Annotated in this window: 20 protein-coding genes; 13 read left to right on the top strand and 7 right to left on the bottom strand. The window is 65.1% G+C overall.

Annotated elements, in window-relative coordinates:
• The 6 genes from DDT93_RS26980 to DDT93_RS22280 all read left to right on the top strand — a co-directional run.
• Positions 1-225, top strand: a 225-nt coding sequence (locus DDT93_RS26980) for a hypothetical protein (protein WP_232825541.1), incomplete at its 5' end; no start/stop codon positions are given.
• Positions 226-899: 674 nt separating this feature from the next.
• Positions 900-2,489, top strand: a complete 1,590-nt coding sequence (locus DDT93_RS22300; RefSeq protein WP_109468102.1) for an ABC transporter substrate-binding protein — start codon at positions 900-902, stop codon at positions 2,487-2,489.
• Positions 2,489-3,466, top strand: coding sequence for an ABC transporter permease (locus DDT93_RS22295; RefSeq protein ID WP_109468101.1), 978 nt, complete (start codon positions 2,489-2,491; stop codon positions 3,464-3,466). Before DDT93_RS22300 ends, DDT93_RS22295 begins: the two co-directional genes overlap by 1 nt.
• A 15-nt stretch (positions 3,467-3,481) precedes the next feature.
• Entirely contained in the window at positions 3,482-4,312 is an 831-nt protein-coding gene (locus DDT93_RS22290) for an ABC transporter permease (protein ID WP_109468100.1), read from the top strand.
• Positions 4,309-5,934: an ABC transporter ATP-binding protein gene (locus DDT93_RS22285; RefSeq protein WP_109468099.1), complete on the top strand. Its 1,626-nt coding sequence runs from the start codon at positions 4,309-4,311 to the stop codon at positions 5,932-5,934. Before DDT93_RS22290 ends, DDT93_RS22285 begins: the two co-directional genes overlap by 4 nt.
• A gap of 26 nt (positions 5,935-5,960) precedes the next feature.
• Entirely contained in the window at positions 5,961-7,379 is a 1,419-nt protein-coding gene (locus tag DDT93_RS22280) for an amidase (protein WP_109468098.1), read from the top strand.
• A gap of 66 nt (positions 7,380-7,445) precedes the next feature.
• Here DDT93_RS22280 and DDT93_RS22275 read toward each other — a convergent pair whose 3' ends face one another.
• Both DDT93_RS22275 and DDT93_RS22270 read right to left on the bottom strand, forming a co-directional pair.
• Complete coding sequence (locus DDT93_RS22275; protein WP_109468097.1) at positions 7,446-7,922, bottom strand: DUF3237 domain-containing protein; 477 nt, start codon at positions 7,920-7,922, stop codon at positions 7,446-7,448.
• Positions 7,923-8,004: 82 nt separating this feature from the next.
• Positions 8,005-9,189: an amidohydrolase gene (locus DDT93_RS22270; protein WP_157960256.1), complete on the bottom strand. Its 1,185-nt coding sequence runs from the start codon at positions 9,187-9,189 to the stop codon at positions 8,005-8,007.
• Positions 9,190-9,315: 126 nt separating this feature from the next.
• On the opposite strand from DDT93_RS22270, the gene DDT93_RS22265 reads away from it, so the two are divergent.
• Entirely contained in the window at positions 9,316-10,215 is a 900-nt protein-coding gene (locus DDT93_RS22265; protein WP_109468095.1) for a LysR family transcriptional regulator, read from the top strand.
• 33 nt (positions 10,216-10,248) lie between these two features.
• Here DDT93_RS22265 and DDT93_RS22260 read toward each other — a convergent pair whose 3' ends face one another.
• The 4 genes from DDT93_RS22260 to DDT93_RS22245 all read right to left on the bottom strand — a co-directional run bounded on the left by DDT93_RS22260 (position 10,249) and on the right by DDT93_RS22245 (position 13,954).
• Entirely contained in the window at positions 10,249-11,106 is an 858-nt protein-coding gene (locus tag DDT93_RS22260; RefSeq protein WP_109468094.1) for an amidohydrolase family protein, read from the bottom strand.
• On the bottom strand, positions 11,103-12,242 hold the full coding sequence (locus DDT93_RS22255; RefSeq protein ID WP_109468093.1) for a mandelate racemase/muconate lactonizing enzyme family protein: 1,140 nt from the start codon (positions 12,240-12,242) through the stop codon (positions 11,103-11,105). Before DDT93_RS22255 ends, DDT93_RS22260 begins: the two co-directional genes overlap by 4 nt.
• Positions 12,239-13,144 (bottom strand): 5-dehydro-4-deoxyglucarate dehydratase, encoded by a 906-nt coding sequence (gene kdgD, locus DDT93_RS22250; RefSeq protein ID WP_109468092.1) that lies wholly within the window; start codon positions 13,142-13,144, stop codon positions 12,239-12,241. The genes DDT93_RS22255 and kdgD overlap by 4 nt, the downstream gene beginning before the upstream one ends.
• A gap of 72 nt (positions 13,145-13,216) precedes the next feature.
• Complete coding sequence (locus DDT93_RS22245; RefSeq protein WP_109468091.1) at positions 13,217-13,954, bottom strand: FadR/GntR family transcriptional regulator; 738 nt, start codon at positions 13,952-13,954, stop codon at positions 13,217-13,219.
• Between the two features lie 154 nt (positions 13,955-14,108).
• Here DDT93_RS22245 and DDT93_RS22240 point away from each other — a divergent pair, with 154 nt between their 5' ends.
• From DDT93_RS22240 to DDT93_RS22220, 5 genes are all read left to right on the top strand, one after another.
• The gene (locus tag DDT93_RS22240) at positions 14,109-15,083 is read left to right on the top strand and encodes a TRAP transporter substrate-binding protein (RefSeq protein ID WP_109468090.1); all 975 of its coding nucleotides are present in this window, start codon (positions 14,109-14,111) and stop codon (positions 15,081-15,083) included.
• Positions 15,084-15,144: 61 nt separating this feature from the next.
• Positions 15,145-15,663 (top strand): TRAP transporter small permease, encoded by a 519-nt coding sequence (locus DDT93_RS22235; protein WP_109468089.1) that lies wholly within the window; start codon positions 15,145-15,147, stop codon positions 15,661-15,663.
• A complete protein-coding gene (locus DDT93_RS22230; protein WP_109468088.1) occupies positions 15,664-16,941 on the top strand; it encodes a TRAP transporter large permease in 1,278 nt (425 codons plus the stop codon). It begins immediately after the preceding gene.
• Between the two features lie 11 nt (positions 16,942-16,952).
• Complete coding sequence (locus DDT93_RS22225) at positions 16,953-17,747, top strand: NAD-dependent epimerase/dehydratase family protein (RefSeq protein ID WP_109468087.1); 795 nt, start codon at positions 16,953-16,955, stop codon at positions 17,745-17,747.
• 11 nt (positions 17,748-17,758) lie between these two features.
• Entirely contained in the window at positions 17,759-19,288 is a 1,530-nt protein-coding gene (locus tag DDT93_RS22220; RefSeq protein WP_109468086.1) for an aldehyde dehydrogenase (NADP(+)), read from the top strand.
• 21 nt (positions 19,289-19,309) lie between these two features.
• Here the strand turns inward: DDT93_RS22220 and DDT93_RS22215 are convergent, their stop codons facing one another.
• Positions 19,310-20,239: a LysR family transcriptional regulator gene (locus tag DDT93_RS22215; RefSeq protein ID WP_109468085.1), complete on the bottom strand. Its 930-nt coding sequence runs from the start codon at positions 20,237-20,239 to the stop codon at positions 19,310-19,312.
• Positions 20,240-20,341: 102 nt separating this feature from the next.
• On the opposite strand from DDT93_RS22215, the gene ilvD reads away from it, so the two are divergent.
• Entirely contained in the window at positions 20,342-22,189 is a 1,848-nt protein-coding gene (gene ilvD / locus DDT93_RS22210) for a dihydroxy-acid dehydratase (RefSeq protein WP_109468084.1), read from the top strand.
• The last annotated feature ends 91 nt before the right edge of the window (positions 22,190-22,280 follow it).

Genomic DNA, 22,280 nt, shown 5'->3' with positions numbered 1-22,280 from the left:
CTTCTCGGCGCGCCCCGCCTGCATTACCTCAGATTTTCTTCCTTGCGTCTCGTAACGATCCGTCCGTTCCCGTCCGTACCGCCCGTCTGGCGCCCCGTCCCGCGCCTCAGCGCCGCCGGTGAAGGGCCTTTTACTGATCCCTCAGGGAGTCGCAAGAGCCTTTTTGAAATTCTCGTCACTTTTTTGAATCTGATAGGTCAGACCGGCCTGATTTCGCCTTTCTGACCTGACTGGCCCTGCGCTCCGCCTCTTGGCATTTAAGGTATCAAGCTCCTGCGCATGATGCCCGGCATCAGGTTGGCGGACCATCCGATCCCACGGCTCTCGTTGGAGAGTCCCGGCAGGGAAGGCTTAGTCCCGGCAGGAGTTCTGCCAGGACGACAATTGCTCGATGTTCAGGGGCGTCCTCGCAGGGAAAGGCCAGGTGCAGGCGTCCCGCATACTCTCAGGCCGAGAAACCTGTCTGCCTATGAAAACAGCGGCGTCTCTTCACTTGCCGGGGAGCCGCAGCGAGTCGCGCTGTGTGAAGCCCGGCGAACGATTCCCCCTCCTGCACCGAACTATCCATCTGTATTCTAATGAAAAACACCCCCTCACGAGCACCAAGGACGGGCTGCAGCAGAATCGATCGACCACAAATTCGATCAAGAGACGCAGTTTTGTTGTCACCTAGTCCTATCTGCTGTCTGCCCCCCCTCCCAAAAAACTCTCAACATTCCGACATCAACAACCCGGCGCCGCGCGGCCCTGCAGAGTTCGCTCCATAGGGCCTCGCATCGTGACTGGTTGTCATTCCTCTGGGTTCACGCCTACGAATGTTCAGCCCGTTCAAAGCCTTCCACAAACCCGGTTGGAGCGCGACGCCACAAAAGTAGACGGGTCAACAGTCAGGAGACTTCATGAAGAGACGTGATTTCCACAAAATGCTGCTCGGAACCGGTGCGGCACTGCCCTTCCTCGACGGATTGCTGAACGGCGCAGCCTCGGCAGCCACCCCGGACGGCGGGCTTGTCACCATCATCCAGCCGGAACCGCCGATCCTCGTGCTGCCGCTGAACCAGCAGACCCCGACCGGCACCGTTGGCGGCAAGATCTACGAAAGCCTCCTGACCTTCGACTTCGACCTGACCCCGCAGCCGCAGCTGGCGACTTCGTGGGAGGTGTCGGAAGACGGCCTGACCTATACCTTCCACCTCGTCGAGAATGCCAAGTGGCATGACGGCGAGCCCTTTACCGCCGCCGACGTCGTGTTCTCCTGCGACGTGATGCTGAAAGAGGTGCACCCGCGCGCCCGCGCGAACTTTGACCGCTGCGAGAGCATCACCGCGCCCGACGATTACACGGTCGTGTTTCAGCTGAAGGAACCCTTCGCGCCCTTCATCCTCGCCTTCGAGGCCTCGTCCGCGCCGATCGCGCCCAAGCACGTCTACGAGGGCACCGATTATCGCAACAACCCGGCCAACGACAAACCCATCGGCACCGGTCCGTTCATGCTGAACGAATGGGCGCGCGGTTCCTACATCCACCTGACCGCCTTCGAGGACTACTACGTCGAGGGGCAGCCGGGCCTCACCGAGATTTACTACAAGATCGTCCCCGACGCGGCCTCGCGGTCGGTCGCGCTTGAAACCGGCGAAGCCAACCTCGCACAGTGGAACGATATCGAACCCTTCGACGTGCAGCGCGTTGCCGGCCTGCCGAACATGGAGCTGACCACCAAGGGCTACGAGTTCTTCTCGCCGATGGCTTGGTACGAGCTGAACCTGCGCAAGGAGCCTCTGAACGACGTCCGGTTCCGCAAGGCCATGATGTACCTGCTGGACCGCAACTTCATCGTCGACAACATCGTCTTCGGCCTCGGCCAGGTCGCGACCGGCCCCATCGCCACCACCACCCGGTTCTATGACGGTGACGTGCCGAAGTACGAAAAGGACGTGGACAAGGCCATCGCCCTGCTCGACGAGATGGGTCTGGCGCCCGACGGGGACGGCGTCCGGGTCAAGCTGACCTATACCATCCCGCCCTATGGCGAGGTGATGACGCGCATCGCCGAATTCTTCCGCCAGTCGATGGCCGAAGGCGGCATCGAGATCACGCTGCTGTCGACCGACATGGCGGGCTGGGCGCAGGCCATCTCGAACTGGGACTACGACATCAGTTCGAACATGCTCTACCAGTTCGGCGACCCCGCCCTCGGCGTGGCACGGACCTACATCAGCTCCAACATCCGCAAGGGCGTGCTGTTCTCCAACACCGAAGGGTACGAGAACCCCAAGGTTGACGAGCTGTTTGCCAAGGCGGCCGTCGCCACCTCGGACGAGGAACGCCAGGCGCTTTACAGTGAAGTGCAGAAGATCCTGGTCGACGAACTGCCGGTGCTGTGGACCTACGAGGCCCAGTATCCGACGATCTACGATTCGTCGCTCAAGGACCTGATCGTCGGGGCCACCGGCGCAAACGGCAACTTTGCAAAGGCACACTGGGGCTGATGCGCACAGCAAGACTGGTACTGACCCGGTTGGCGGGGATCGTGTTTGCGATCCTCGTCATTGCGGTCATCAACTTCTGCCTCGTCCGCGCCGCTCCGGGCGATCCTGCCATGGTCATCGCCGGGCAATCCGGTTCGACCGACGAGAAGTTCCTCGCGCAGGTCCGGGCCGACTACGGACTCGACCAACCCTACGCGGTTCAGCTCGGCACCTATCTCAAGAAGATCGTGACGCTCGACCTCGGCTATTCGTTCCGACAGGGGCGCCCGGTGTCCGACTTGATTCTCGAACGTCTGGGGCCGACGCTGCTGCTGACGCTGTCCGCCTTCTTCATCTCGCTGATCGGAGGTGTGGTCTTCGGCGCTCTAGCGGGCTTGAGACACGGAAAGATAACAGACCTGGGTATCTCCCTCGCCGCACTGGTGCTTTATGCAACGCCGGTGTTCTGGCTGGGCCTGATGCTGGTGCTGCTGTTCTCGATCAAGCTCGAATGGTTGCCTGCCTTCGGCTACGCCGACATGCGCGCCAAGACCTTTGGCACCGTCGGCTATGCACTGGACGTGCTCAAGCACCTGATTCTGCCCGCGCTCACGCTCGCCGCCATCTACATGGCCGCATACACCCGGCTGATGCGCGCCGCCCTGATCGAGGTCGCCGCCGAGGATCACGTGAAAACGGCTCGCGCCAAGGGCCTGTCCGAGAGCGCCATCCTGCGTGGCCACATGTTGCGCAACGCCTCCCTCCCCGTGATCACCTTCGCCGGTCTCCAGATCGGCGCTCTCGTGGGCGGGGCCGTGGTTGTGGAAACGGTGTTCTCGTGGCCGGGCCTCGGGCGTCTGACATTCGATGCGGTGACCGCGCGGGACTACCCGGTTCTTCTGGGCCTCTTCCTCGTGATGTCGATTCTCGTGATCGCGGTGAACCTCCTGACCGACCTGATCCACCGGCTGGTGGACCCACGGCTCGCGGTGCGCTGAGCCGGAGAAAGACCAATGAACAAGACATTGAAAACCTTCCTCAGCCGCCCGGCAGGGGTTGTCGGGCTCACGCTCCTTGCCGTCGTCTGCCTGATGGCCGCGCTGGCGCCGGTCATATACCCCGGCTCGCCCTGGGACATGGCCGGTGCGCCCTTCATGCGCCCGGGTCAAAATCACATGCTCATGGGCAGTGACACCATGGGGCGCGACATCGCCTCCGGCGTCATGCACGGCGCTCGCGTGTCCCTGCTGATCGGCATCGCCTCGACCCTGGCAGCCGTGCTGATCGGCGTGACGCTCGGCGCCATTGCCGGTTTCTCCGGCCCGATGGTGGACCTGCTGATCGTCCGGGCGACCGAGGTGTTCCAGACCATCCCGAACTTCGTTCTGGCGATTCTGCTGGTCGCGATCCTGACCCCGTCGATCTGGACCGTGATCCTCGCCATTGGCATCGTCAGCTGGCCCCCCCTCGCCCGTCTGACCCGGGCCCAGGTAAAGTCCGTCGCGCAGCGGGAGTTCGTGCAGGCAGCCCGATGCCAGGGCCAGTCCTCGATGTCGGTGCTACTGCGCCACGTGCTGCCGAATGCCATTTCCCCCATCATCGTGACAGCGTCGATGACCGTCGCGACCGCGATCCTGATCGAAGCCGCGCTGAGCTTCATGGGCCTCGGAGACCCGAACTTCATGAGCTGGGGCTACATGGTCGGCGCCGGACGCACCGTGATCCGCCAGGCCTGGTGGATGAGCGTTTTCCCTGGCTTTGCCATCCTGATCACCGTGGTCGCGATCAACCTCGTGGGCGAAGCCCTGAACGATGCCCTGAACCCGAGGATTTCCCGCGCATGACCCTGCTGAGTGTCGAGAACCTGTCGATTCGGCTGCCCAAGGGCGCGGATCGCGAACACGCGGTGTCGGAGATCAGCTTTGACATCAACCCGAACGAGATCGTCTGCCTCGTTGGCGAGTCGGGCTCGGGCAAGTCGATGATCGCCCACGCGATCCTCGGTCTCCTGCCCCCGAAGGTCCACGCCGATCAGGGCCGACTCGACTTTGCCGGCAAGGACCTGCTGCAGCTCTCCAAATCCGAGACGATGGCGCTGCGCGGCGGTGATATCGCGATGATCTTCCAGGAACCGCTGACCGCCCTGAACCCGCTGAAGAAGGTGGGCGAACAGGTGGGCGAGGCGATCCGGGTGCACCAGCCGACGATAGCGCGGGAGGCACTGACCACGCGCGTCGAAGAGCTCTTCACGCAGGTCGGCCTGCCGGACCCCTCGCGTCTGCGCAAGGCCTTCCCGTTCCAGCTCTCGGGCGGCCAGCGCCAGCGCGTGATGATCGCCATGGCGCTCAGCAACAACCCCAAGCTGCTCATCGCAGACGAGCCGACCACGGCTCTCGACGTGACGACCCAGCGCCAGATCCTCGACCTGATCAAGGATCTGCAGGAAAAGCGCGGCATGGGCGTGCTCTTCATCACCCACGACATCGGGGTGGTGGCAGACATCGCCGACAAGGTCGTCGTGCTGAAGCAGGGCCGGATCGAGGAACAGGGACCGGCGGCAAGCGTGCTCGACACCCCGACCCGGGACTACACCCGCATGCTGCTCGACGCGGTGCCCGGGCGCGGCTCCGTCCAGGCGGGCGAGACTCACGCGAATCCGCTGCTCGAGGTGAAGGGACTGCAGAAGGAATTCGTGACACGGCAGGGCCTCTTCGCCCCGCCGCGACGGGTCCTTGCCGCTGGCAACCTGAACCTGACCCTGCGCGAGGGCGAGACCCTGGCGGTCGTGGGCGAAAGCGGCTCGGGCAAGTCCACCCTCGCCCGCATGGTGCTGCGCCTGATCGAAGCCGACGATGGCGCGATCCTCTGGCATGGCAAGAACGTGCGCGGCATGGGCCGGGAAGCGCTGCGCCAGTATCGGCGGCGCGCCCAGATCGTGTTTCAGGATCCCTATGCCAGCCTCGATCCGCGCATCCCCATCGGCGAAAGCATCGCCCGCGGGCCGATGATCTTTGGCACCCCCCGGGCCGAGGCCGAGGCGGACACCCGCCAATGGCTTGACCGCGTGGGCCTCTCGCCCGCCGCCTTCGACCGTTTCCCCCACGAGTTCTCGGGCGGCCAGCGGCAGCGTGTCTGCATCGCGCGGGCCCTGATCATGAAGCCCGAGCTGGTGATCGCGGACGAGGCGGTGTCGGCGCTCGACGTGTCGGTGCAGAGTCAGGTGCTGGACCTGCTCAGCGACCTCAAGTCCGAGATGGGGCTGTCGATGCTGTTCATCACCCACGACCTGCGCGTGGCGCGTGAAATCGCGGACCGGATCATCGTCATGCAGTCCGGCCGCATCGTCGAGATGAGTGCGGCGCAGACTTTGTTCGATGCGCCGCAAGAGGACTACACACGCCGCCTGCTCGACGCGGTGCCGGGGCGGGACTTCTTTGCCCGCCAACAGGCACGCGCGGCGGTCTGAGATCACAGCAAGGAACAGGACGACGAATGACGACAGAACTCTGGTCATGGACCGCGAGCGAACTGGCGGATGCGATCCGCGAGGGCAAAGTCAGCAGCGTGGAGGCGACCGAGAGCGCTCTCGCGCGCATGGAGGCGGCGAACGGGCCGATCAACGCGGTCGTCGATGCGCTCCCCGAGCAGGCGATGGAGGCCGCGCGCGCAGCCGATGCGGCGCTCCGCTCCTCCGGCCCCAGCGGCCCGCTGCACGGCGTGCCGATCACGGTAAAGATCAACGTCGACTACGGCGGCCGCGCCACGACCAACGGCGTCGTGGCCTACAAGGACCTGATCGCGCCCGAGGACGGTTCGGTGGTGAAGAACCTCCGCGCGTCGGGTGCGGTGATCATCGGGCGCACCAACACGCCCTGCTACTCGATGCGTGGCTGCACCAGCAACGACCTGCACGGGCATACCTACAATCCGCATGACAAGAGCCTGACGCCGGGCGGTTCCTCCGGCGGCGCCGGGGCAGCCACGGCCGCCGGGATCGGGGCCATGGGCCACGGCAACGACATCGGCGGATCGGTACGTTACCCGGCCTACTGCAACGGCATCTACGGCCTGCGCCCCACCGCCGGGATCGTTCCCGCCTACAACCCGAGCCAGCTGTCCGAACGGCCCATCGTCTCGCAGATGTCCTCGGTCCAGGGCCCCCTCGCCCGCTCGGTCGAGGATATCCGGATCTCGATGCAGGCCCTCGCCCAGCCGGATCCCCGCGACATCTGGCAGGTGCCGCTGAGCACCATGTTCGACGCACCGCTGGCCCACCGTCCCTGCAAGGTCGCGATGCTGGCCGAGACCGACGAGAGTGCCGTCGACCCGGAAGTGACCGCCGCGATCCGTCAGGCCGGGGCGATTCTGGCCGATGCCGGTTACGAGGTGGTCGAGGTTCAGCCTCCCTCGCTGTACGAGGCGATGACCTTCTGGCGGCAACTGCTCGGCAACGAGATGAGCGGCGGTCTCTACCAGCTGATGCTGAAGAACGGCGACGAGAAGCTCAAGAAATCGATGGGCGCGCTGATCGACGGCATCGACAAGATCGACGACAAGGAACAGTTCCTGCAACTGCTCAGCAAGCGCTCGACCCTGCTGCGGCAGTGGCAGCTCTTCTTCGCCGACTACCCGATCCTGCTGACGGCGATGACCTGGATCAAGCCCTACGAGGACGACCTCGATGTGAAGGACGGTCTCGACACAGACTGGTACTTCCGCGCGCACGGCCCGATGATGGGCACCCCCACGCTGGGTCTGCCGGGCCTGTCGGTTCCGGTGGGAACGGTTCCGGGCGTGCCGATGGGCGTGCAGCTGATCTCGGACCGCTATGGCGACCGGCGGCTGCTGGAAGCCGGGGCCGTCCTTGAACGCGCGATTGGCCCGATCCTGCCCATCGACCCGCGCCACTGATCCAATCTTGCGGCGCCCGCGCAGGGCGCCGCGTCTGCTCTCTTCGATCCGGCAGAGCCGAAGATCTCAGACCACCACGAAGGACCGGATCAGCACCTGTTCCTGTGGTTTGACCGCCTGAACGGACCCGACGAACACCCGCTGGTTCAGCCATGAGCACGGCCCCTTGGGCGCCTCGACGAAGATCCGAGAGCGCGAATACTGGATCTTGCGATCCGCGTCATAGGTCAGCAGCGCCAGGTTGCGGATCTCGATGACCGACCCGTCCGACGCCTGCATGTGATAAATCGCTTCCAGCTCTTTCGGCCCGTCGGGGCGCTCGCGCTGAAGGTCGAAACCGCCCGGCAGGACAACGCCCTCGAACGGGACCGGTGCATCGCTTTCCGGCGCCAGCGTTCCCTTGAACGTGCCACCGGTGATCGGCACGACATTGCGAACGCCATAGGGTCCCGGCCCGTTCACCTGCGTCGGCGCGATGTCGACGTAGGCCTCCCAGCAAGGCAGCAGGCGGAGCGTGTCGGCGGGAAAATCGGGAAAGTTCATGGAGGTCAGCACCCTGATACGATGACCCGACAAAACCCGCCCGCGCGCAGAGATGCAAGCGCGGGCAGGAGTCAGGGGAAAATCAGGCGTCGGCCTTGAGCCGGTCCTCGACCAGGGCAGCCCAGTATGACGCGCCAGTGGGCAGGATCGCGTCGTTGAAGTCGAAGTAGGGGCTGTGCACCGCGCAGGGGCCGATGTGCTCGCCGTTCTTCCACCCGTTGTCACCGTTGCCGATGGTCGCAAAGGCACCCGGGGCATGTTGCAGGTAGAAGGCAAAGTCTTCGCCTGCGGTGATCTGCGAGGCTTCGACTTCGACGCGATCTTCGCCAAGCAGGCGGATCGCGCTGGCAATCGAATGGTCAAGCGCCCGGTCATCGTTGATCACGGCGGGATAGCCCGGCCCGATCTGAACCTCGGCGGTGCAGCCGTAGGTCTTTGCGCTGAACTCGACGATCTCCTTGATCCGCTGGCGCAGTGTCTCGATGACCTCCGGGCGATAGGCGCGCAGACAGCCGTAGATCTTGGCCTCGGCCGAAATCACGTTGTAGGTCGTCCCCGAATGCGCCTCGCCGATGTTGAAGATTCCGGTCTCGAGCGGGGGCGTATCCTGCGTGATCAGCGTGTTCAGCGACATGATCATCGAGGCCATGGCAAGTGTCGCGTCCTTGGCAAGGTGCAGCGTCGCGCCGTGGCTCTGCTTGCCGTAGATGGTGATCTCTACCCGCTCGGACGAACACAGCAGCGGGCCGTGCCGGAATTGCATGGTGCCCTCCTCGTCGAGAGGGGCATTGTGCAGGCCATAGACCTCGTCCATCGGGAATCGGTCGAACAGGCCGTCGCGGATCATCCGCTGGGCGCCGCTGTCATCGCCGCCGACTTCCTCTGCGGGCTGGAAGATGAAGGTAATGGCGCCATCCCCGGTGATCTGACCGGAACGGATCCGGCGCTGGATCAGGTCCGCCGCCCCCAGCAGCATCGCGGTATGCCCGTCGTGGCCGCAGGCGTGCATGGCCCCCGGGTTCTGCGAGGCATGCGGCAGGCCGGTATGCTCCTGCATCGGCAGGGCGTCCATGTCGGCCCTCAGGCCAAGCTGCCGCCCCTTGCCGGGCTCGCCCAGCTCGATCCGGGCGACGACCCCCGTGCCACCCACGTTCCGGGTGACAGCGAGGCCCATTTCCTCCAGCCGGTCGGCGACATAGGCACTGGTTTCAAAGAGATCGTGACCAACTTCGGCATGGGCATGCAGGAACTGCCGCCATTCCGTCATTGCGTCCGCATTAGGTTGTTCTTGCGAGGTAAATCTGTCCATGAAGGGCAGAGTAAGTGTTTCCTCCGACTCTCACAGACAGTAAATTAGGTCTGGTGACACCCAATTGTGGTCAGGTCGATTTCCATGCGTCTCGGACAGTTCAGGGCCCTTCTCGCACTCGCCTCCTCGGGCTCGATTCGGGGTGCCGCACGCGAGCTCAATCTCAGTCAGAGCGCGGTAACCCGCGCCCTGCGCGAGCTCGAGGATGACGTCGGTGCCAAGCTGTTCGAACGCCGGGTCGACGGCACCCAGTTCACCGAGGCCGGGCGCAGCCTGCTGTCGAATGCGCGGCTGGTGATGGCAACGCTCGACCGCGCGCGGGAAGAGGTGCGCCAACTGAGCGGACAGGGTCGCGCGCATGTACGCATGGCGCTGACCCCACTGGTTGCAACCATCGGGCTGCACCGGATCGTGGAGGATTTTCACCGCCATTACCCGGACGGAGAACTCGACGCGGACCTCGGGGTGGTCGACCACGTCCTGCCCCTGATCCTCGAGGGCAATCTCGATTTCGCGGTCACCTTCACCTACCCGGGCATCCTGACGCCCGACATGATGTTCCGGCCCTTCACCGCGGTCCGCATGGTTCCCGCCGTGGGCGGAGAATCGAAGATGCAGGCGCCCAACTCTTGGGATGACCTGATGAAATGCCACTGGGCTCTGCACCCGGGCCCGAGCAGCGTGGACCAATGGGTCATAAACTGGCTGAAACAGCAGGGCCACCACCTGCAACGCCCGCCGGTGCTCTGCCGGTCCCCCTATCTGCTCTCGGTCCTCGGCGCCCGGTCGGACCTGATCGTCCTCGCGCCCGAACCCCTGCTCAAGCACCAGCTAGAACAACGGGGCCTGCGGATGCTGGACCTGCCCGAGAAGGACCTTCCGCCCCCGCTCGAGCTTGGCATTCTCACGCGCCGGCAAGTGCCACTCTCTCAGGCGGCACAACACGTCGCGTCGATGGTGGAGCGCATCTGCAACCGGATCTGAAGAGCCGGAGCGCACCTGCCGCTCCGGCACACTTCAGCGAAACCCGAAAAACTCCATCGGGTTGTCCACGACGGCCTTCTGCCGCGTGCCCGCATCCAGCCAGCCGAGCACGGTGTCGAGCAAAACCCCGTCATCGGGATACTCCGCGGTCGTCTTGGCCAGGTTGTGCGGCCAGTTGGTACCCCACAGCAGCCGATCCGGCGCGTGGGCCGCGATCTCGCGGCTATTGGCGGCGATGTCGGCAAACTCGGGGGCACCGGTCAGCGAGCTCTCGTAGCAGCCGGCCAGCTTGAACCAGCACCGCCCGCCGTCGATCAACCGCTTCACGGCGGCGATTTCCGGTCCGTCGGGCTGCGCACCACGGAAGAACTTGCCGTGATGGTCCAGCACCCAGTTGCTCTTGAGTGCCGCCAGCCTCGCCTCGTGCTCGAGAATGTCCGACCCGTTGAACTGCACCGCCATGACCCAGCCATGTGCAGCCGCCTTGGCATCGACCGCCTCCAGCGCCTCCAGCCCGACCGCCCCGCCGGGCAGGTCCATGATGCGGGCCCCGACGATCCCGCCATCGCTCAGGCGGACCATCTCGGCATCCGTGGTCTCGTCGTCGATCACGGCCACACCCTTGGCCACCGCACCCAGCTCGGCAAGGCAGGCGAGCAGGCAGGCATTGTCACGCTGCTGCGCATTGCCCTGCGTCACCACGACCCGCTCGATCCCCAGCCATCTGGCCATCTCCAGGTACATCGCGGGCGTCGGCAGCGGATCCGGCGGGTTGCCCGGTCCGCCGGGCATCGCCGGGTATCCCGGCAGGTACATGTGGCACTGCGTGTCGATCGCGCCCTGCGGCAGGCGGATCGCCGGCGCGGCGCCGGATAGCTTGCGGTCGATCATCTGTCTTCCTCCGGGGCAAAGTCCTTCAGGGCCTGCCGGTCGATCTCGATCCCAAGGCCGGGACCGTCGGGAATGGCGACCACCCCTGCCTCGTGTTCGATGGGCCGGGTCAGCACCGCCTGCCGGAACGGGTTCTCGGTGCGGTCGAACTCCAGAATGGGTTCAACCGGGTTCAAGCGCACGGGATTGGGCACCATCGCCGCCATAAACTGGAGCGACGCGGCGATCTGCACGGCCGTTCCCCAGACGTGCGGCACCAACCGAATGTTGTGCAGCGCAGCGAGATCGGCGATGCGCTTCATCTCGGTGAACCCGCCGCATCCGCAGAGGTCCGGCTGCAGGATATCGACCGCCCGAGTCTCGACGGGCTCGCGCATGCCCCACCGCGTGTGCCACGTCTCTCCCCCGGCCACCGGGATCGGCTGCTTCTCGCGGATCTCGCGATAGGCCGACAGGTGCTCGGGGGTGACAGGCTCCTCGAACCAGTCCACCCCATACTCCGCTGCCGCCCGTCCCACCCGGATCGCCTCGACCGTGTCGTAACCGTGGTTGCCGTCGATCATCAGGCGCATATCTGGCCCCATGGCCTCGCGGACCGCACGGATCACGGCGAGGTCTCCATCGAAGCCAAAGCCGATCTTGATCTTCATCGCGTGGAAGCCCGCCGCGCGATGCCGCGCCGCCTCTTCCGCGTTGTCGGTGACGCGGTCGACCCCGTCGCGCTTGAACGCGCCAGTGGCATAGGCCCTGACACTCTCGCGGAACCGGCCCCCCAGAAGAACCGAGACCGGCGCGCCAAAGTGCTTGCCCTTGATGTCCCACAGGGCGACGTCGATCCCAGAAAGGGCGGTCACGGTCAACCCGCGTTGACCCTGGTCCCGCAGGGCGTTGTAGAGCACCGCCCAGACCTTCTCGGTCTCCAGCGGGTCCATCCCCACCAGCCAGTTGGCATAGGTTTCGACGACCGCGCGATTGGCCTTGGCCGGGCCAAGGCATTCGCCCCAGCCCACAGTTCCATCGTCGCAGATGACTTCAACCAGCAGGTGCTGGCGCCGGTCGAACCGCATCGAGGCGCTCTCGAAGGCGGTGTCGAGCCGGTGTTCCAGCAGATGCGTGCGAACCGCTTCGATCTTCATCGCTTGTAGGGCGCGATCAGGGTTTCCATCATCGCCATCTCCTCCTCCGTCAGGTCGGTCAGCGGCGACCGCACCGGGCCCGCGTCAAAGCCTTGCAGGCGGACGCCCGCCTTGATGGCCGACACGGCATAGCCCTTCTTGCGGTTCCGGATCTCCATGAACGGATAGAAAAAGTCATTGAGGATGGTTTCGCAACGGGCGCGTTCGCCTGCCCGGAGCGCATCGTAGAACTCGATGGCAAGGCCCGGCACGAAGTTGAACACCGCCGAGGAATAGGTGGTGAAGCCAGCGCCAAGATATGCCTCGGCAAACAGCTCGGCCGTCGGCATCCCGCCAAGGTACATCAGGCGGTCGCCCATCTTGGCCGTGACCTGCCGCACCAGCCCGATATCGCCCGACCCGTCCTTGAAGCCGATCAGGTTGGGACATTCGTCGCACAGGCGGGCGAGCGTATCGGGTTGCAGGATCGAGTTGTCGCGGTTGTAGACCATGACGCCGAACCCGACAGACTGGCACACCTTCTTCACGTGGGCGTACAGGCCCTCCTGCGGAGCGTCGATCAGGTAGTGGGGAATCAGCAGGATGCCATCCGCACCAGCCTTTTCCGCCGCCTGCGCGATATCGACCGCGATCTCCGTGCCATAGCCGCAGCCCGACACGATCGGGATATCGCCAGAGGCCGCCTTGGCCGCCTTGACGATCTCCGGAATCTCGGAGGGCTTCAGCGAAAAGAACTCGCCGGTGCCGCCAGCGGCAAAGAGCGTGGCCGCCGGATACTGCGCGAGCCAGCCCACGTGTTCCTCGTAGACCGGGCGGTTAAAGGCACCATCGGCCCCGAACGGCGTGACGGGAAAGGAGAGTAGCCCCGAACCTAGGGCAGTCTTGAGATCATTCGGGTTCATATCGCGCTCCGATAAGCTGAATTGCCCCAGAGCTATCCGACATGACAGACAAGTGTCAATTACTTGTATGATCTATTTGGACGAGTCGCGGAGAAGACTGCGATATCTTTGCTGGCTGCCCTTCAGGTGATGGCGCACCGCGTCGCGCGCGGCCTCGGCATCGCCGTGGGCAATGGCATCGGCAATGGCACGGTGTTCGGACGAGATCAGCGCGATGTAGCTGTCCGAACTCCGCTCGCGGCCCGAGGGTCCCAGGTTCGAGCGTGGAATCACCGTCAGGCCCAGAACATCGAGGAATTCGACAAAGCGCGGGTTGTTGGTGGCCAGCGCAATAGCCCGGTGAAACCTGAAGTCGGCCTCGGTCGTCGGCTCCCCCCGCTCCGCCAGCGCCCGAATCTCTGCTTCTGCCTGATATATCTCCTCTTCCTGCGCAGGAGAGCGTCGTGCCGCCGCGAGTGCCGCAGCCTCCATTTCAAGGGCAGTCCGCAGCTCCAGCACCTCGATGATCGAGGAAATCTTGTCCACGTCGACAATCTGGAAGGGCCGCAGAACAGTCGCGGCTGGCTCCAGCACGAAGACGCCAGCACCCTGACGCGGCTCGACGAGGCCGTCTGCCCGCAGGGTGGCAATCGCTTCGCGCACCACCGTGCGCGAGACGGAAAAGGCCTCGGTCAGCTGGGCCTCGGACGGCAGCCGGTCGCCAACGGCGAACTCTCCGCCTTCGATCTTCTCGCGCAGGCGCGCCACCACTTCGGCGACCAGATTGCGCCGCGCGCGCGGAGTTGCCTTGCCTGTCGATACCTGAGCCATGAGAGCGATCCTTTCCCGAGGACTTAAGCGGTATTCAGACGAATTTGTCAAATACACCCAAAATGCATCATATGTATTGACAACTTATATTATGATTCATCATACCATGCCATGTCGGCGGCCCAACCGCCCGAGACAAATGGGAGGATACCATATGACTTTCACCAGAATCGCGCTCTCAGGCGCCGTCGCCGCCCTGATCGCCGCTCCGGCCCTGGCCGACCAGTGGCGTGGCTGGAACATTCACCCCGAGGATTACCCGAACTCCATCGCGCTCGAATCCTTCGCCAAGGAAGTGGCGGACAAAACGGGTGGCCGGATCGAGCCCGAGGTTTACCACAACGCCGTTCTCGGCGATCAGCCCGACGCCATCGAACAGGTGCGCAACGGCGGCCTGGACTTCGCAAACTTCAACATGGGTCCGATGGGCCAGATCGTCCCGGCCACCAACGTCCTTTCGCTGCCCTTCATCTTCAAGGATGTCGAGCAGATGCACCACGTGATGGACGGCCCCATCGGGCAGCAGTTCTCGGACGCACTGGCCGCCGAAGGCCTTGTCGCCCTCTCGTGGTTCGACAGCGGCTCGCGCAGCTTCTACAACACCAAGCACCCGATCGAGACGCCGGATGACGTCAAGGGCATGAAGTTCCGCGTCATGAACAACGACCTCTACGTCGACATGGTCGACCAGCTTGGCGGCAACGCGACCCCGATGGCCTATGGCGAAGTCTACCAATCGCTCAAGACCGGGGTGATCGACGGGGCGGAGAACAACTATCCCTCCTACGACAGCTCGAACCACTTCGAAGTGGCCAAGTACTACTCGATCACCAACCACCTCATCATCCCGGAATGCCTCTGCGTTTCGACGGCCACCTGGGACCCGCTCTCGGACGAGGACAAGGCGATCGTCAAGGAAGCGGCGGTACACGCCGCCGAGGAACAGCGCCAGCTCTGGGCCGAGCGTGAAAAGGCCAGCCGTGAAAAGGTCGAGGCCGCAGGCGTGGAGATCAACGAGGTCAAGGACCCCAAGGCCTTCCAGGACAAGATGGGCCCGGTCTACGCCAACTTCATCAAGGCGAACCCCGATCTGGAGAGCCTGATCAAGGATATCCAGGCGACCGAATGATCGCCTAGGTTTGAAATGCCCCGGTGTGCGCCGGGGCATTTCCTTTGCGCAGGAGTCCCAGATGAACGACCTCTCCCCGGCGCCCGCGACCCGCGGCCCCGTCTATCGCGCGCTCGACCTCGCCTCGCGGCTTTGCATCACCGTCGCCGGCATCCAGCTCGTCACCCTCATCGCGATCTTCGGCTGGCTGGTCTTCGGCCGCTACGTGCTGAACGACACCCCGACATGGGTCGAACAGGCCGCCCTTCTGCTGGTGGTCTGGATCACGTTCCTCGGGGGCGCCGCCGGGGTCTGGAACAAGGCGCACCTGTCCATCGACTTCCTGCGCGAGATGATGCCCCTCCCGATCCGCGTGCCGTTGCGCTGGATCGCGGTGATCGGCGTCATCATCTTCGGCTGCTATCTCGCATGGCAGGGCTACGAACTGAGCGACAAGACATGGCGCCGCCGTATCCCGATGCTGGGCATCGCCGAAGGCTGGCGGGCTGTGCCCATGGCCATCTGCGGCGTCCTCAGCGTGCTGTTTTCCCTCTATCACCTCGTCACGCTCGCCCGTGGCCAAGACCCTCTGGAGCACTGAATGGGCCTCGCAATTCTCTTTGGCGTCTTCGCCCTGGGGCTCATCTCGGGCATGCCCGTCGCCTTCGCGCTCGGCCTCGCGACGGTGGGTGGCTTTCTCTACGAAGGGCTGCCGATGTTCATCGGATTCCAGCGCATCCTCTCTGGCATCTCGGTCTTCTCGCTGCTGGCGATCCCCTTCTTCATCTTTGCCGGCGAACTGATGATGCAGGGTGGCATCGCTGCCCGGCTGGTCCGTCTCGCCGCCTCTGCCGTGGGCAAGTCGCGCGGCGGGCTCGGCGTGGTCAACGTGGCCTCGTCCATGCTGTTCGGCGGCATCTCGGGGTCTGCGGTCGCCGACACCTCCGCCCTTGGCGCCATCCTCATGCCGGTGATGAAGGAAAAGGGCTACGACGCCGACTATGCGGTCAACGTCACCGTCACCTCTTCTGTCGCCGGGGTGGTGATCCCGCCCTCCCACAACATGATCCTCTACGCGGTCGCGGCGGGCGGCGTCTCGGTCTCGCAGCTCTTCATCGCTGGGGTGATCCCCGGCATCCTGATGTGCCTCTGCCTCGGCATCGTGGCCTGGTACATCGCCGTCAAGCGCGGCTATCCGTCCGAGGAGTTTCCCGGCTGGCGCGCCCTGCTCCTGAGCTTTGTCGTGGCCGTACCCGGGCTGCTGACCGCTGTCATCATCGTCGGCGGCGTCCTCTCGGGCGTGATGACGGTCACCGAGTCCGGCGCCTTCGGGGCAATCTGGGCGATCGCGGTAACTGTCTTCGTCTACCGAGAGCTCACCTGGGCCGGGTTCAAGCGCGCGGTGGTGGCCGCCGTGCGCACCACCGCACTGGTGATGCTGCTGGTCGCGACGGCCTCGTCCTTCGCCTACCTGCTCGCGCTCTACCGGGTGCCCGACAACCTCGCCACCTTCGTCACCTCGATCTCGTCCAACCCCTTCATCATCCTGCTCCTGCTCAACCTCACCCTGCTGGTGCTGGGCATGATCATGGACATGGCGGCCCTGATCCTGATCTGCACCCCGATCTTCCTTCCCGTGGTCGTCGGCCTCGGCATGGACCCGGTTCAGTTCGGCGTAATCATGATGATGAACCTCGGCCTTGGTCTCTGCACCCCGCCCGTCGGCGCCTGCCTCTTCGTCGGCTGCGTCGTCGGCGGCATCCGGATCGAACAGGCGGTCAGGACGATCTGGCCCTTCTACGCGGCCATCCTCGTCGCGCTGATGCTGGTCACCTACGTACCCGCCTTCTCCATGACCCTCCCCAACCTTCTGAAATAGGAGCTGACGCCTTGAAACGACTGCTCATCACCGGCGCCGCCGGGAACCTCGGCAAACTGGCCCGGGCCCGGCTGGGCCATCTGGCCGAGGTACTGCGCCTCTCCGATATCGCCGACATGGAGCCCGCGGGCGCCAACGAAGAGGTCGTGCCCTGCGACCTCGGCGACGAACAGGCCGTCTTCGACCTCGTGAAGGATTGCGACGGTATCCTTCATCTCGGCGGAGTCTCGGTCGAGCGGCCCTGGGACATGATCCAGCGCGGCAACATCACCGGGGTCTACAACCTTTACGAGGCCGCGCGGGCGCACGGGATGCCGCGCATCTTCTTCGCGTCGTCGAACCACACCATCGGCTACTACCAGCAGGACCAGGTGATCGACACCACCATGCCGACCAGGCCCGACGGGCTCTACGGCGTCTCCAAGTGCTTTGGCGAGGCGATGGCCTCGCTCTATCACTCCAAGTTCGGGCAAGAGACCGCGCTGATCCGCATCGGCTCCTGCTTCGAGAAGCCGCGCGACCGGCGCATGCTGGCCACATGGATGTCTCCCGACGACTTCATCTCGCTGGTCGAATGCGTCTTCCGCGTCCCGATGCTGGGCTGCCCGACCATCTGGGGCGTCTCCGACAATGACGAGGGCTGGTGGAACACCGAGACCGCAAGGTTGATCGGCTGGCGGCCAAGGGATAACTCCGAGGCGTACCGAGCCGAGGTGGAAGCGGCAGCCCCCCGGCCCGCAGCGGATGCGCCGGAAAGCCTCTACCAGGGCGGCAAGTTCACCGCGGAACCGATCCACAGGACCTGAGGAGAACCACGATGAACGACAGTACCTTCCAGCCCCGGGGCCAGCACCTGATCGCGGGTGCATGGGTCTCTGGACAGGATACCTTCCGCTCGTCTCCGCTGACCGGCGAAGGCTTCGATGTTGCGCGCGGCACGACCGAGGATGTCAACGCTGCGGTCGAGGCCGCCGAGGAAGCCTTCTGGAGCTACGGCTATTCCTCGCGCGCCGAGCGCGCGGCCTTCCTGCGGACCATCGCCGACGAGATCGAGGCGCGGGGCGCCGCCATTACCGCCATCGGTACGGCAGAGAGCGGTCTGCCCGCCGCGCGGCTCGAGGGCGAACGCGGGCGCACCACGGGTCAGCTTCGCCTGTTCGCGGACCATATCCAGAAGGGCAACTATCTCGACATCCGGCACGATCCGGCCCTGCCCGACCGTCAGCCCCTGCCCCGTCCCGATCTGAAGATGGTGCAGCGCCCGATCGGTCCGGTGGCCGTCTTCGGCGCGTCGAACTTCCCCCTCGCCTTCTCGACCGCCGGGGGCGATACCGCCGCCGCACTCGCGGCCGGATGCCCCGTGGTGGTCAAGGGCCACCCCGCCCACCCCGGCACAGGCGAGATCATCGCCGAGGCGATCAAGGCCGCCATCGAGAGCTGCGGCGTTCACCCCGGTGTCTTCTCCCTGATCCAGGGTGACGGGCGCGACTATGCGCAGGCCCTTGTCCAGCATCCGCTTATCCGCGCCGTGGGCTTCACCGGCTCGCTTGGCGCAGGGCGCGCCCTCTTCGACCTCTGCGCGCAGCGGCCCGAACCCATCCCCTTCTTCGGCGAGCTGGGGTCGGTCAACCCTATGTTCGTTCTGCCTGCCGCCGCAGAGGCGCGCGCAGCGCAGATCGGCGAGGGCTGGGCCGGGTCGCTGACTATGGGCGCGGGACAATTCTGCACCAACCCGGGCATCGCCGTAGTCTCCCACGGTCCGGCGGGCGACGCCTTTGTCGCCGCCGCCGGGGCTGCTCTCGGCAAGGTCGGGGCGCAGGCCATGCTGACGGACGGTATCGCCGCCGCCTACCGCAGCGGGCGCGACCGCTTCGCCGGGCGCAATGCCGTGCAACCCGTCCTCGTGACCGAGGATGAAGGACGGCAGGCCAGCCCGAACCTCTTCGAAACCGACGCCGCGACCTACCTGCAGGACCATGCGCTTGGCGAAGAAGTCTTCGGCCCGCTCGGCCTCGTCATCCGGGTGTCAGGCCCCGAGGAAATGCTGACCCTGGCACGCGGGTTCGAAGGCCAGTTGACCGCGACCCTCCAGATGGATGCCGAGGACACGCCGGTCGCCGCAAGGCTTCTGCCAGTCCTCGAACGCAAGGCCGGGCGTCTGCTCGTCAACGGCTTCCCGACCGGGGTCGAAGTGGCAGACAGCATGGTGCATGGCGGACCCTACCCCGCCTCGACCAACTTCGGCGCAACCTCGGTGGGCACGCTCTCGATCCGCCGCTTCCTGCGCCCGGTCTGCTACCAGAACCTGCCCGACGCCCTGCTGCCCGGCGATCTCGCCGAGCGCTGAAGCCCTCCGGTTCGGGCCCGGTCAACCGGCCCGAACCGGCTCCTCGGCCACCGTGATCTGCTCGGTCACGTCGAGGAAGTTGCGAAGGATCGGCGACCGGTCGTCGCGCCGCCAGATCACCCCGGTCTCCAGCAGCGGCGGAGTGCCGTCCAGATCGAGATACCGGACACCGGAGCGCGCGAGATGGCGCAGCGACTCCGGCACCAGCGCAACCCCCATCCCGGCGGAGACAAGGCTGATGATGGTCTGCATCTGGATCGCGTTCTGCACGATCTCGGCCGTCCCGCCACAGGCAACATAGTAGTCCGTGACAAGATCGTAGAACGCAGGTGCCGCGCTTCGCGGAAACACGATCAGCGGCGACGAGATCACCTCCGCCGGGCTGATGCGCCCGCCCGTCGGCCGCAAGCGCCCCTCGGTGACCCAGCTGTCGGGCACCGCGGCGACCAGCGGTTCGCGGACCAGACCGCGATAGCCGAAACTCGGATGCAACCGCTCCTCGCTGGGCGGGATGATGATCCCCACATGCCCGTCCCCCCTCAGCAGCGAGGCGATCTGCGTATCGCTGGTGGCTTCGGTCAGCGACAGGTCCACGTCGGGATAGAGCTGGCGGAACCGGTGCACCAGTGACGGCAGAACGCTGTAGTCGGCAGTGCTGACGAAAGAGAGCGACAGGCGCCCCGCATGACCGTTGATCAACCGGTCGGCTGTGACTTCGAGGTGCGACAGGTCGTCGAGAACCGCGCGCACATGCGGCAGCCACTGGGCACCAAAGGCCGTCAGGGCAACACTGCGCCGGGTCCGTTCGAACAGTGGCGCACCGAGGTCGCGTTCCAGCGCCTGCACCGATTGGCTGAGGGGCGGCTGCGTCATGCCAAGCTGTTCGGCGGCCCTGCCGAAATGCAGTGTCTCGGCGACGGCAAGGAAGTGCCTCAACTGACGGACTTGCATTTCTTATATCTCCAGCGACCTAATAGCCCCTTTATAATATATTTCCGTCTCAAACACGAGGCAGGTAGTTTGACGCGCGATTCGCAATTCAGGGAGGGTTCGATGCCCCGTTATCGATCGAGAACCAGTACCCACGGCCGCAACATGGCCGGCGCCCGTGGCCTGTGGCGTGCAACCGGAATGAAGGATGACGATTTCGGCAAGCCGATCATCGCCATCGTCAACTCCTTTACCCAGTTCGTGCCCGGACACGTCCACCTCAAGGACCTCGGCCAACTCGTGGCCCGCGAGGTCGAGAAGGCCGGCGGTGTGGCGAAGGAATTCAACACCATCGCGGTCGACGACGGCATCGCGATGGGTCACGACGGGATGCTCTACTCCCTGCCCTCGCGCGAGATCATCGCCGACAGCGTCGAGTACATGGTCAACGCCCATTGCGCCGATGCCATGGTCTGCATCTCGAACTGCGACAAGATCACCCCGGGTATGCTCATGGCCGCCATGCGACTGAACATTCCCGTCGTCTTCGTCTCGGGCGGCCCGATGGAAGCCGGCAAGGTCGTGTGGGAAGGCAAGGAAACCGCGCTTGACCTCGTCGACGCGATGGTTGCCGCCGCCGACGACAGCTATTCCGACGAACAGGTTGCCGCGATCGAGCGCGCTGCCTGCCCCACCTGTGGCTCCTGCTCGGGCATGTTCACCGCGAACTCCATGAACTGCCTGACCGAGGCGCTTGGCCTCTCGCTGCCGGGCAACGGCTCGACCCTCGCGACCCATGCCGACCGCGAGCGCCTATTCGTCGAGGCCGGTCACCTCGTCGTCGACCTCGCGCGCCGCTACTACGAACAGGACGATGCCTCGGTCCTGCCGCGCTCCATCGCGACGGTCCCGGCGTTCAAGAACGCGATGACGCTCGACATCGCGATGGGCGGTTCGACCAACACGGTTCTGCACCTGCTGGCGGCGGCGGTCGAGGGCGAGGTCGATTTCGACATGTCCGACATCGACCAGCTGTCCCGCAACGTTCCGGTACTGTGCAAGGTGGCTCCGGCCAAGAACGACGTCCACATGGAAGACGTCCACCGTGCCGGCGGCATCATGTCCATCCTCGGTGAACTGGACCGCGTCGGCCTGCTCGACACCTCGGTCGGCAGCGTCCATTCCGAGAGCCTCGCGCAGGCGCTCGACCGCTGGGACATCACCCGCACCAATTCCGAGTCCGTGCACGACTTCTTCCGCGCGGCGCCGGGCGGCGTTCCGACCCAGACCGCGTTTTCGCAGGCGCGCCGGTATGACACGCTGGATCTCGACCGCACGAGCGGGGTCATCCGCAATGCCGAGAATGCCTTCAGCAAGGACGGCGGCCTCGCCGTGCTCTACGGCAACCTCGCCGAGGATGGCTGCATCGTGAAGACCGCAGGCGTCGACGAGTCGATCCTGACCTTCACCGGCCCGGCCCGCATCTTCGAGAGCCAGGACAGCGCGGTCAGCTCGATCCTCACCGGCAAGGTCAAGGAAGGCGACATCGTTCTGATCCGCTACGAAGGCCCGCGCGGCGGTCCGGGGATGCAGGAGATGCTCTACCCGACCTCCTACCTCAAGTCGAAGGGCCTCGGTAAAGCCTGCGCGCTGGTCACCGACGGGCGCTTCTCCGGCGGCTCCTCGGGTCTGTCCATCGGCCACGTGTCCCCGGAAGCCGCAGAAGGCGGCACCATCGGGCTGGTGGAAGAAGGCGACCTGATCGAGATCGACATCCCGAACCGCAAGATCCACCTCGCCGTGGACGATGCCGTCCTCGCCGAGCGCCGCGCTGCGCGCGAGGCCAAGGGCTGGTTCCCGGAAGAGAAGCGCACCCGCAAGGTATCGAGCGCGCTGCAGGCCTATGCCGCCCTGACCACCTCGGCCGCGCGCGGCGCGGTACGGGACGTGAGCCAGCTCAAGCGCAACTGATCCCCAAGCGGGGCCATGCGCGACGTGGCCCCGAAGAACGCAAAACGCCGAGCGGACTATCCGCTCGGCGTTGTCGTTTCCGGCCCTCGTC

Origin of the sequence: Albibacillus kandeliae, from assembly GCF_003116585.1 — a bacterium.
GTDB classification, from domain to species: domain Bacteria; phylum Pseudomonadota; class Alphaproteobacteria; order Rhodobacterales; family Rhodobacteraceae; genus Albibacillus; species Albibacillus kandeliae.
The sequence above is the reverse complement of the archived record's forward strand: the minus strand, read 5'-3'. Positions and strand labels throughout refer to the sequence as shown.